This is a genomic window from Nocardia carnea, from assembly GCF_029868325.1.
Lineage (GTDB): Bacteria > Actinomycetota > Actinomycetes > Mycobacteriales > Mycobacteriaceae > Nocardia > Nocardia carnea_C.
Window position 1 is genome coordinate 1 of the sequence record NZ_JARWNW010000254.1, and the last position, 10443, is coordinate 10443.

General features: G+C 68.5%; 11 protein-coding genes and 1 pseudogene. All 12 read right to left on the reverse strand.

From position 1 onward, the window contains the following. Nucleotides 1-395 (reverse strand): annotated as a pseudogene (locus tag QH196_RS22960) (hypothetical protein); the annotation flags it as partial. Then, nucleotides 392-1015, reverse strand: coding sequence for a GTP-binding protein (locus QH196_RS22965; RefSeq protein WP_432279543.1), 624 nt, complete (start codon nt 1013-1015; stop codon nt 392-394). The gene QH196_RS22965 and the pseudogene QH196_RS22960, both read right to left, overlap by 4 nt. Next, the gene (locus QH196_RS22970; RefSeq protein WP_280417887.1) at nt 996-1355 is read right to left on the reverse strand and encodes a DUF742 domain-containing protein; all 360 of its coding nucleotides are present in this window, start codon (nt 1353-1355) and stop codon (nt 996-998) included. Before QH196_RS22970 ends, QH196_RS22965 begins: the two co-directional genes overlap by 20 nt. After that, a complete protein-coding gene (locus QH196_RS22975; protein WP_280417888.1) occupies nt 1352-1771 on the reverse strand; it encodes a roadblock/LC7 domain-containing protein in 420 nt (139 codons plus the stop codon). The genes QH196_RS22970 and QH196_RS22975 overlap by 4 nt, the downstream gene beginning before the upstream one ends. Next, entirely contained in the window at nt 1768-3360 is a 1593-nt protein-coding gene (locus tag QH196_RS22980; RefSeq protein WP_280417889.1) for a sensor histidine kinase, read from the reverse strand. Before QH196_RS22980 ends, QH196_RS22975 begins: the two co-directional genes overlap by 4 nt. 224 nt (nt 3361-3584) lie before the next feature. Continuing rightward, entirely contained in the window at nt 3585-4499 is a 915-nt protein-coding gene (era, locus tag QH196_RS22985; protein WP_280417890.1) for a GTPase Era, read from the reverse strand. After that, nucleotides 4492-4842 carry a cytidine deaminase gene (locus QH196_RS22990; protein ID WP_280417891.1) on the reverse strand — a complete coding sequence of 117 codons (351 nt, stop codon included), beginning with the start codon at nt 4840-4842 and terminating at the stop codon, nt 4492-4494. Before QH196_RS22990 ends, era begins: the two co-directional genes overlap by 8 nt. Then, nucleotides 4835-6157 (reverse strand): hemolysin family protein, encoded by a 1323-nt coding sequence (locus QH196_RS22995; protein WP_280417897.1) that lies wholly within the window; start codon nt 6155-6157, stop codon nt 4835-4837. The genes QH196_RS22990 and QH196_RS22995 overlap by 8 nt, the downstream gene beginning before the upstream one ends. 5 nt (nt 6158-6162) lie before the next feature. Then, the gene (ybeY, locus tag QH196_RS23000) at nt 6163-6732 is read right to left on the reverse strand and encodes an rRNA maturation RNase YbeY (protein WP_280417892.1); all 570 of its coding nucleotides are present in this window, start codon (nt 6730-6732) and stop codon (nt 6163-6165) included. Between the two features lie 173 nt (nt 6733-6905). Then, the gene (locus QH196_RS23005) at nt 6906-7988 is read right to left on the reverse strand and encodes a PhoH family protein (protein ID WP_432278159.1); all 1083 of its coding nucleotides are present in this window, start codon (nt 7986-7988) and stop codon (nt 6906-6908) included. 191 nt (nt 7989-8179) lie between these two features. Continuing rightward, the gene (locus tag QH196_RS23010) at nt 8180-8923 is read right to left on the reverse strand and encodes a 16S rRNA (uracil(1498)-N(3))-methyltransferase (RefSeq protein ID WP_280417894.1); all 744 of its coding nucleotides are present in this window, start codon (nt 8921-8923) and stop codon (nt 8180-8182) included. Nucleotides 8924-8927: 4 nt separating this feature from the next. Next, nucleotides 8928-10085, reverse strand: coding sequence for a molecular chaperone DnaJ (dnaJ, locus tag QH196_RS23015; RefSeq protein WP_280417895.1), 1158 nt, complete (start codon nt 10083-10085; stop codon nt 8928-8930). Nucleotides 10086-10443 lie beyond the last annotated feature (358 nt).

Genomic DNA, 10443 nt, shown 5'->3' on the forward strand with positions numbered 1-10443 from the left:
GGATCCACCGATTCCAGCGCGGGTTCCACCAGCGCCACATGGCGGGCATGGGCGGCGCCGGCGGTGAAGTAGATCCCCGGCTGCGGGCGGCCCACCATCGGTAGCAGCGGCCAATCCGGCGGGATCGCGGGCCACTGGTTCCACAGCGCCGAATCCCGTGGGAACAACAGGCCGTCCGTGGTGACCTGATGCAGTTCCCGGTAGCCGATCACCAGCCACGCGGGGATCCCGCCGACGAGTTCCACCGCCACCACCGGGCCGTGCTCGGATCGCATCCGGGTGTAGAGCAGCGCCGGGTCGGTGTGGAAACCGGGGCCGTCGAGTCGGACCGAGCCCGGTTGCGCCGCTGGGCAACTCGTGGCAGGCAGGCCGGCGTTGTACTCGAGACCGGTCACGGCCGAACCTCCGCTCCGGCCGGGACCTGCCGCTCGATGAGGTGTTCGACCAGCCCGATCAGCACCTGTTTGCCCGAATCCCGCGACCGCGCGTCGCAGCTGAACAACGGAACATGCGGGTCGAGGTCGAGGGCGTCACGGACCTCGTCCAGCGGCGGCCCGACAGGCTCGAACGAATTACACGCGACCACGAACGGCGTGCCCTGGTACTCGAGCCGGTCGATCACGTACCAGGAATCGCTGATCCGGCGCGGGTCCACCAGCACCACCGCGCCCAGCGCCCCGGTGAACAGCCGATCCCACAGGAACCAGAACCGTTCCTGTCCCGGGGCGCCGAATACGTACAGCACATACTCGTCGGAGAGGCTGATCCGCCCGAAATCGAAGGCGACCGTGGTGGTGGACTTGCCGGTCACGCCGGACAGATCGTCCACGCCGGCACCGGCATCGGTCATCACCGCCTCGGTATCCAGCGGCTGGATCTCGCTCACCGCGCGGACCATGGTCGTCTTACCCACCCCGAAGCCGCCGACGACAACGACTTTCAGGCCGTGCCGCACCGAACCGGGCAGCGGGGCCCGGGCACGGGTGGGGCGATCGTCAAAGGCTACGGAGTCCAACTAGCACCTTCTCGAGCATGTCGATATCGAATGTGTCGCCGTAGGGTCCCGTGGCGAGTTCGGGATGGCGCACGGTGACCTTGCCGGAGTGCAGCAGATCCGCGACCAGAACCGTCGCGATGCCGATCGGCAGCCGTAGTTCGGCGGCGATCTCCACCACCGCGGTCGGCTGCCGGCACATGGTCAGGATGGCCACGTGTTCGCGCTGCATCGCCGGTGCGGGCGCGCATTCACTGACCACCAGGGTGACGGGATCGAATTCTTCGGTGGTGGGGGCGGCACGGCCGCCGGTGAGGGTGTAGAAGCGGTCGGGCTCGTCGTCGCGGCCGGGGCGGTTCACAGCAGTCTCGCTCTACTCCCCCGCGGCGGCGCGGACAGATACTCCCCGACCTGTTCGATCAGCGCCGCCATCTGCGCGCCGATCCGGCCGGCGTCGGCGTCGTCGTCGGCGAGGACGGCGATCTGGGCGCCCGCACCGGCGCCGACGATGAACAGGATCCCGCCGTAGAACTCGGTCATCGACTGCCGCACCCCGCCGCGGCCGTTGCCGAACTCCGCGGAGGCGCTACCGGCGAGGGCCTGCACCCCGGAGGCGATGGCGGCGAGCCGGTCGGCCTGATCCATCGATAATCCGGCGGTATGGCACATCTGGATACCGTCGGCGGCGAGCAATACCGCGTGCCGGGCACCGGCGGTTTCGCTCAGCAGCCGCTGTAGCAGCCAATCCAGTTGCGCCGGATCCGAGGTCATCGTCATCGATCGTTCTCCCAGTCGGTTGTCGTGGAATGACGCGCCGGTCGCGCGGCGCCGTTGCCGGGCGACCCGATCGGTCCGCCGAAGGGCTGGGGTTCCTCCTCCACCCGGCCGGTGACCGCGCGTTGGAACGCCCCCATGGCCGAAGCCGTCGATCGGTGTTTCGCGGCGGTGTCCTCCGATGCGGAACCGTCGAAGAGATCCAGCTCGTCCCGGCCGGGCAGGCCTTCGGGGTGGGCTGCGGCCAGGGTGCTGCCCCGGCGCCGTTTGGGCAGGGCGGTCGTGGTGGTCGCCGTGATCTCCGTAATCGGCGCCGGAAACTGTCCGGAGGTGTACTGCGTGACCTGGTGGCGGCCCGAGGTGTACGGGGACTGCACCGGATAGCCGGTGCCGGTGTTCGCGTCCGTACCCGGGGGGTCCTCGACGGGTGCGGGAGCGGTCCGATAGCGGGAGCCGGTATCGGGTACCGCTGCGAACGGGCCGGTGGTCGCCCCCGGGGGCAATCCTGGTTGCGCCGCCGAATTCCCGGCGGGTAATGCCGGAGTGGCCGGGGGTTCGATCCGGGCAGTGAGGTCGCGTGGGATCATCACCACCGCCGCGGTGCCGCCGATGGCCGACGGCCGGTAGCTGACGGTGAGGCCGTGTTTGCGGGCGAGCCGGCCGACGACCGCCAGGCCGAACCTGGTGCCGTTGAGCGAGGACAGCCCCTCGGTCGCATCCTCGGTGCCGGACACAGTGACCTGTGCGCGGCGCAGCGAGGTTTCGCTCATCACCAGGCCACTGTCCTCGATCGTCACCACCACACCCGCCGGGATCTCCGCGGCGTAGATATGCACCTCCGTGGTGGGCGGCGAGAACCGGCAGGCATTGTCGACCAGTTCGGACAGGGCGTGGATCACGCCTTCGGCCGCGTGCCCGGCGATCGCGATCTCGGCGATGGCCCGCATCCGCACACGCTGGTAGCCGCCGACCCGCCCGATTGCCCCGCGCAACACCCTTTCCAGCACAATCGGTTTGGCCCAGCGCCGGCCGGTGCGCGCACCGCTGAGGATCGCGATACTGTCGGCGAGGCGACCGGCCTGCGCGGTGGCGTGATCGAGTTTCAGCAGATCGGCGAGCACGGCCTGGTCGGCGTATCGATGTTCGAGATCCTGCAGTTCGGCCAGCATGCTGGTGGTCATGGCCTGCATCCGGCCGGACGCGTTCGCCAGCGCCGCGATGGCCGCCGACCGGCGCCGCTCACTGGCCGCGGTGGCTTCCTTCTCCACGGCGACGGCCTGTTCGGCGGCCGCGACCCGGGCCTCCGCACGGGCCAGCAGATTCGCCGTTTCCACCCGGCGCTGCTGTTCGGCCACGAACAGGCCCCGCACGTACACGGCGGTGGTGACCGCGGTGCAGGCGGCGACGACGGCGACGGAAATCCAAACGGCCGTGAGCATCCGGTCGGGTGGAGCCACCGAGAGCATGGCGCCGGCGACCAGTCCGACGCCGATCGTCACCGAGATCGCCAGGGCGAGCGCGGGAGCCACCCACTGCCGCCGATCCGCCGGGCCGGGCGTGCCCGGACGGCTCACCACCACCGATTCGTACATATGCCGGGTACCCCCGCTCGCGCCAAGTCCTGCCGACTCCACGCCGAGCCCGCATCCGGCACCCCATCGTGCCCCGTTACCGAATCGTCGGATCAAAAAGGGTTTCGCTCCGATGATTTCGGGTATCGGGGCCGAAGCATATCGGCCTAGTCCAACCAGCGCTACCCGGGCAGGCCAAACCTCAGCCAACACTCAGAAACGAAAAGAACTCGGCCGAGTCCGCGCTAGAAGCCGAGTTTGCCCAGCTGTTTGGGGTCGCGCTGCCAGTCCTTCGCGATCTTCACATGCAGATGCAGGTAGATACGGGTGCCGAGAATATGTTCGATCTGTTTACGGGCATTGGTGCCGACCTCTTTCAGTCGCGCACCAGCCTTTCCGATGATGATCGCCTTCTGGCTCGGCCGCTCCACATACAGCAGCGCATGCACATCGAGCATGTCCTCGCGCTCCTCGCGCGGCAGCACCTCTTCGATCACCACCGCCAGCGAATGCGGCAGCTCGTCGCGCACCCCCTCCAGTGCGGCCTCCCGGATGAGCTCGGCCATCAGGGTTTCCTCGGGTTCGTCGGTGAGTTCCCCGTCGGGATAGAACGCCGGGCCGGGCGGCATCTTCGACGCGATCAGATCGACCAGCAGCTCGACCTGCTCCCCCTTGACGGCCGAGACCGGGATGACATCGGAATCGGGCCCGAGCAGTTCGGAAACCGCGAGCAGTTGCTTGGCGATCTGCTCCCGGCCGACCTTGTCGATTTTGGTGACCACACCGAGCAAGGTGGTTTTCGGCGCCATCTGCCGCACCTGCTGCACGATCCAGCGGTCCCCCGGGCCGATCTTCTCGTCCGCCGGGATACACAGCGCGATCACATCGACCTCGGAATAGGTATCGCGCACGAGATCGTTGAGCCGCTGGCCCAGCAGGGTACGTGGGCGGTGCAAGCCCGGAGTGTCCACCAGGATCAACTGGGTATGTTCCCGGTGCACGATCCCGCGGATGGTGTGGCGGGTGGTCTGGGGCCGGGAACTGGTGATCGCGATCTTCGCCCCCACCAGCGCATTCGTCAGCGTCGATTTGCCCGTATTCGGGCGGCCGACGAAACAGACGAAACCGGACCGGAACTCCCGTTCACCGGATTCAGGCATCGGTGGCCTCGTAACCCTCGGCGATATCGAAAACCGCCCCCGAGGTGTCGGCGAAGATGATCCGCGCCCCCGCGGAAACCTCACGCACCGCCGTGACCCCCGCGTCGGCGAACTTACCGCCCACCACGACCGCCGCTTCGAAACCCTCCGCGCCGCTGGAAATCGCCGCCGCCACCGCGGACTGCAACGCCGTCAGCCGCAACGCCTGCAATCCCACCTCACCGGCGGCATAGGTGCGCCCGTCGGTATCGCGGATCGCCGCGCCCGCGGCACCGCCCGTGCGGCCCAGCGCCCCCCGCGCCAACACCAGCAGCTTGTTGTCCTCGGCATCCAGTTCAGTCATGGCCTGCTCCCTCGTCGGTTCGGGCGGACGGGCGGTCCCGGTCCGGCTCCGCATCGGTTTCCGTAGTCTGCTCTCGAGCCCGGGCCACCACCACGGTGTGCACCCGGACCCGTCCGCGGGCGTCCGCACCGCCCTCACCGCGTAGTTCCAGCCCGTGCGCGACGACCTCCGCACCCGGCAACGGCACCCGCCCCAGTTCGTGCGCGAGCAAACCGCCGACGGTGTCCACCTCTTCCTCACCGATCGGCAGTCCGTACAACTCCCCCAGGTCCGCGACCGGCAGCCGCGCCGACACCCGGTAGCGGCCCGGTTCCAGCTCTTCGATCGGCGGGGTCTCGTCGGTGTCGTATTCGTCGGCGATCTCGCCCACGATTTCCTCGAGCACATCCTCGATGCTCACCAGCCCGGCGATACCGCCGTACTCGTCGACCAGCAGGGCCATATGGTTGCGGCGGCGCTGCATTTCGTCGAGCAGATCGTCGAGCGGTTTGGAATCGGGCATGAACACCGCGTCGCGCATCACCTCACGCACCCGCACACTGCGACCCCGGTCGGCGTAGGGCACCAGATCCTTCAGATACACCACGCCGAGGATGTCGTCGACGTTCTCACCGATCACCGGAATCCGGGAATGCCCGCTGCGCACCGCCAGCGACATCGCCTGCGCCACCGATTTATCGGCTTCGATCCACACCATTTCGGTGCGCGGGACCATCACCGCGCGGGCCGTGGTATCGCCGAGTTCGAATACCGACTGGATCATCCGGCGCTCGTCGTCGGCGACCACACCGCGTTCGCGCGCCATATCGACCACTTCGCGGAGTTCGATCTCGGACGCGAACGGCCCGTTCCGGAAACCCTTGCCGGGCGTGATGGCATTACCGAGCAGGATCAGCAGCCGGCTCAGCGGGCCCAGCAGCGCACCGATGAACTGCAGCGGCAGCCCCGCGGTGAGGGCTATCGAATACGCGTGCTGGCGGCCCAGGGTGCGCGGGCCGACCCCGATCACCACATAGGACACCAGCACCATCACCACCGCGGTGACCAGCAGCGCCCAGGCACTGTCCATGAACTGGGTCAGCGCCGCGGCCAGCAGCACCGTCGCGGTGATCTCGCACAGAATGCGCAACAGCACCATGAGATTCACGTACCGCGGCCGGTCGTCCACGATCCGGCTCAACCGCACCGCCCCGGGCCGGTCGCCGCGCGCCATATCGTCGAGTCGAGCCACCGACAAGGTGTTCAGCGCCGAATCCACCGCGGCGAAGACCCCGCCCACCGCAGCGAGCAACACGGCGAGCAGTAAGAGGATCATCTCGTTCACGCGTGCGCGTCACCCGGCCGCGGCCGGCCCTCTTCCGGTGCCACGAACCCCGTTTTGTCCAGCAGCCGGGCATCGCGCGCGGCCAGCTCGGCACGGCGCTGCTCGTCGCGCAACTCCTCGTACCACTGCTCCAGCAACCGGCCCTGCAGGGTGAACATCTCCTTCTCCTCGGCCGGTTCGGCATGGTCGTAACCGAGCAGATGGAGCACTCCGTGCACCGTGAGAAGGGCGAGTTCGTGGTCGAGCGAATGCCCGGCCTTGGCGGCCTGGTCCAGGGCGAATTCGGGGCACAGCACGATATCGCCGAGCATGGAGGGCCCGGGTTCCGGACTGTCGGGGCGGCCGCCGGGCTCGAGTTCGTCCATCGGGAACGACATCACATCGGTGGGCCCCGGTAGATCCATCCAGCGCATATGCAGGTCGGCCATGGTGTCGAGATCGACCAGCACCATCGACAGCTCGGCCGCCGGGTGCACGTCCATCCGGCCGATCACGAAGCGGGCGACACCGACAAGGTCTTCCTCGGGCACGTCCATACCCGACTCGTTGGCGATCTCGATACTCACCTGGTCAGCCTAATGGGTACCGTCGGCCACCACCTATCCGACGCCCGCGCACGACCTGTGCGAGTGCGGCGCAACACTTCGAGTGCCGGCCGCCACCTCGAACCGACCGCGGCCGGCGGGAGGCCCAGCGGAACGGTTACCGCTCTCCGGGCCGAGGCGCCGACTCCGCGCCCTTACTGCCGCGCCGCCCGGCCCGCCGCCCGCCGCTGCGCCCGATTCCCGGACATATGCGGCGGCCCGACCGGCGGACGCGTTTCGGCCTCGAACTTCTCGTAGGCGTCGACGATATCGGACACCAACCGGTGCCGCACCACATCGCTGCTGGTGAGCTCGGCGAAATGAATATCCTCGATCCGGGTGAGGATCTCGCTGGCCGCCCGCAACCCCGACCGCGCCCCATGCGGCAGATCCACCTGCGTGACATCGCCGGTCACCACGATCTTCGACCCGAACCCGAGCCGCGTCAGGAACATTTTCATCTGCTCCGCGGTCGTGTTCTGCGCCTCGTCCAGAATGATGAACGAATCGTTCAGGGTTCTGCCCCGCATATACGCCAGGGGCGCAACCTCGATCACGCCGGCGGCCATCAATTTCGGAATGGCTTCCGGATCCATCATGTCGTGCAGGGCGTCGTACAGCGGGCGCAGATACGGGTCGATCTTCTCGTTCAGCGTGCCCGGGAGAAAGCCCAGGCGTTCACCGGCTTCGACGGCCGGACGGGTGAGAATGATGCGATTGACCTGTTTGGACTGCAGCGCCTGGACGGCCTTCGCCATCGCCAGATACGTCTTACCGGTACCGGCCGGGCCGATACCGAAAACGATCGTGTTCTCGTCGATCGCATCCACATAGCGTTTCTGGTTCAGCGTCTTCGGTCGGATGGTCTTCCCGCGCCGCGACAGAATATCCAGGCTCAGCACCTCGGCCGGCGATTCGGCGCTACCGTCGGTGAGCATGGTCACCGTATGCCGTACGGCTTCCGGAGTGATCGCACGGTTCCGGCCGGTCAGCGCCACCAATTGTTCGACGACCCGCTCGGCCAGGGCCACCTCGGCGGCCGGGCCGGTGAGGGTGACGAGATTGCCGCGGACATGGATATCGGCGGACAACAGATTCTCCAGCTCACGCAGATTCGCATCGGCCGAACCGAGGAAAGGGAACACCGACTCGGGCGCGAGTTCGATACTGGAACGGACAGTGCGTGCCGCGGGCCCGGAGGCCCCGTTGTCGGCCGCGGAAGGATTCTGATCGCCGATATCGCCTTGTGATCGCACGTAGTGGCTATGGCCTGCTTTCCGGTCTCGACAGGCGCGGTGAGGCGCACTGTTTGCTCTGCTCGCGAACGGTATCGCTGCCCCGAGTCTAACTCCCGGGCCCGACAGGTCCCACCCGAATTACGGCGCCGGGCACCCCGGTGAACGGGCCGGACGCGGAGTTCACCCGGACGTCACCAGCGGTCCGTGAGCGCACCGAGAGCACCCAGCGCGACCGCGGCCGCCGTGGACGTGCGCAGCACGGTGGGCCCCAGCCGCACCACATCGGCACCGGCGGTGGCCAGCGCCGTCAACTCCGCATCGTCGAGGCCGCCCTCCGGGCCCACGATCAGCATGACCGCGGGCGCCGCGGCCCACGGCAGCGCGGTGAAGCTACCGGTCCCCGATTCGTGCAATGCGGCGACCACCGCCCCCTGTGCTTTCGCCGCGCGCACCGCGTCGACCACCTCGGGGGTGCGATGCAGCGCGGTCACCTCGGGAATATAGGCACGGCGGGACTGCCGGGCGGCGCCCCTGGCCGCCACCCGCCATTTCGCCACACCCTTGTCGGCTTTGGCCTCCCAATTCGAGACACAGCGGGCGGCCTGCCACGGGATGACGACATCGGCACCGGCCTCGGTCATCAACTCGACCGCCAGTTCCGAACGCTCGGATTTCGGCAGCGCCTGGACCACCGTGACCGCCGGGGACGCCGGTTGCGCGCGACCCCGATCGCGCACCAGCAGATCCAGCTGGTTCTTCTGCGCGGCAACGACTTCCGTCTCCGCGACCACACCGCGGCCGTCGGAAAGGCTGATCGCCTCGCCGACCCGGATCCGGCGCACCGTCGCGGCATGCCGGCCCTCCGGGCCGTCGAGTACCGCGATACCGCCCGGCTCCGGGATCTCGTCGAGATAGAAGACGGTCGGGGCGGCCATCGGATCAGCGTCCGCTGAAGGAGGCGCGCAACCGGGCGAACAGGCCGCTGTTGTGCTCGGACTGCGCCGACATCACCTCGGCCTTGTCCCGGCCCCGCAGGCCCTTGTACTTGCGCAGCAGATCGGCCTGCTTACTGTCCAATTTGGTCGGCACGACGATATCCAGATGCGCCATCAGGTCACCCCGCGCGCTGGACCGCAACCGCGGCATACCGTGCCCGCGCAGCACCGAGATCTCCCCCGGCTGTGTCCCGGGAGCGATGGTGAGCTCGGTGGGCCCGTCCAGGATGGTGTCGATCACCACCGTGGTGCCGAGGGCGGCGTCCACCATCGGGACCCGGACGGTGCAGTGCAGATCGTCGCCGTCACGGACGAAGACATCGTGCGGCTGCTCCACGATCTCGACATACAGATCACCGGCATGGCCACCACCCGGCCCGACCTCACCCTGCGCGGCCAGCCGCACCCGCATCCCGTTGGCCACACCGGCCGGGATCGGGGCCGCGATCTCGCGGCGGGCCCGCACCCGGCCGTCGCCACCACATTTGTGGCAGGGGTCGGGGATGGTCTCCCCGGCACCACGGCAGGTCGGGCAGGGGCGGGAGGTGAGCACCTGGCCGAGGAAAGAACGCTGCACCGACTGCACCTCACCGGCACCGCCACAGGTTTCGCAGCGCACCGGCTTGGAATTGCCGTTGGTGCCCGCACCCTTGCAGAGGTCGCAGAGGATGGCGGTGTCCACGGTGAGGTGTTTGGTCACCCCGACCGCGCATTCGGCCAGGCTGAGCCGGGTGCGCACCAGCGAATCGGCGCCGGGCTGCACCCGGCCCCGGGCCTTGCGCGCGCCACCACCGGCGCCACCGCTCATCCCGCCGAAGAAAGCCTCGAACACATCACCCAGCCCGCCGAAACCGGCGCCACTGAAACCACCGGCCCCGCCACCGGCCTCCAGCGGATCGCCGCCCATATCGACGATGCGGCGTTTCTCCGGATCCGTCAGCACCTCGTACGCGGCGGAGACCTCTTTGAACCGGGCCTGCGCGGCCTCGTCGGGGTTCACGTCGGGATGCAGTTCGCGAGCCAGTTTCCGGTACGCGCGTTTGAGCTCTTGGTCGGAGGCGTCTTTGCCGACACCGAGCAGTCCGTAGTAATCCCGTGCCACTTGAGTTCTCTTAGTCCTTGGTCGCTGTCCACGGCCCCGGCCGCATACGGCCGGCCGCATGACTCCTGTCGGATGTAGCCGCCCGGCCGTGATCTAAGTCGGGTCGACTCAACTTTAGCCGTCTGAATATCCGAGCGTAACAGTGTCTGTCGGCGCGCCACCCCCGCGCCGGGGTTTTGGGCCCCCCCCGGGGGGGGGGGGAGGCCCCCCGCCCCACCCACCCCCCCCCCGCGCCGCCCCCCGCCCCCCCCCCGGCGCCCCCCAACCCCACCGCCCCCGCCCCCCTGGCACGGGCCCAAACCTTTCAGGGCCTCGCTGAACTCGGCAGCGCCGCCGGTTGCGTCAGGGTTCGCATGGT

Excerpts from the sequence above, each read along its gene's own strand:
- QH196_RS22975 (WP_280417888.1), bottom strand. The coding sequence starts at position 1,771 with ATGACGATGACCTCGGATCCGGCGCAACTGGATTGGCTGCTACAGCGG.
- QH196_RS22980 (WP_280417889.1), bottom strand. The coding sequence starts at position 3,360 with ATGTACGAATCGGTGGTGGTGAGCCGTCCGGGCACGCCCGGCCCGGCG.
- era (WP_280417890.1), bottom strand. The coding sequence starts at position 4,499 with ATGCCTGAATCCGGTGAACGGGAGTTCCGGTCCGGTTTCGTCTGTTTC.
- QH196_RS22990 (WP_280417891.1), bottom strand. The coding sequence starts at position 4,842 with ATGACTGAACTGGATGCCGAGGACAACAAGCTGCTGGTGTTGGCGCGG.
- QH196_RS22995 (WP_280417897.1), bottom strand. The coding sequence starts at position 6,157 with ATGATCCTCTTACTGCTCGCCGTGTTGCTCGCTGCGGTGGGCGGGGTC.
- QH196_RS23010 (WP_280417894.1), bottom strand. The coding sequence starts at position 8,923 with ATGGCCGCCCCGACCGTCTTCTATCTCGACGAGATCCCGGAGCCGGGC.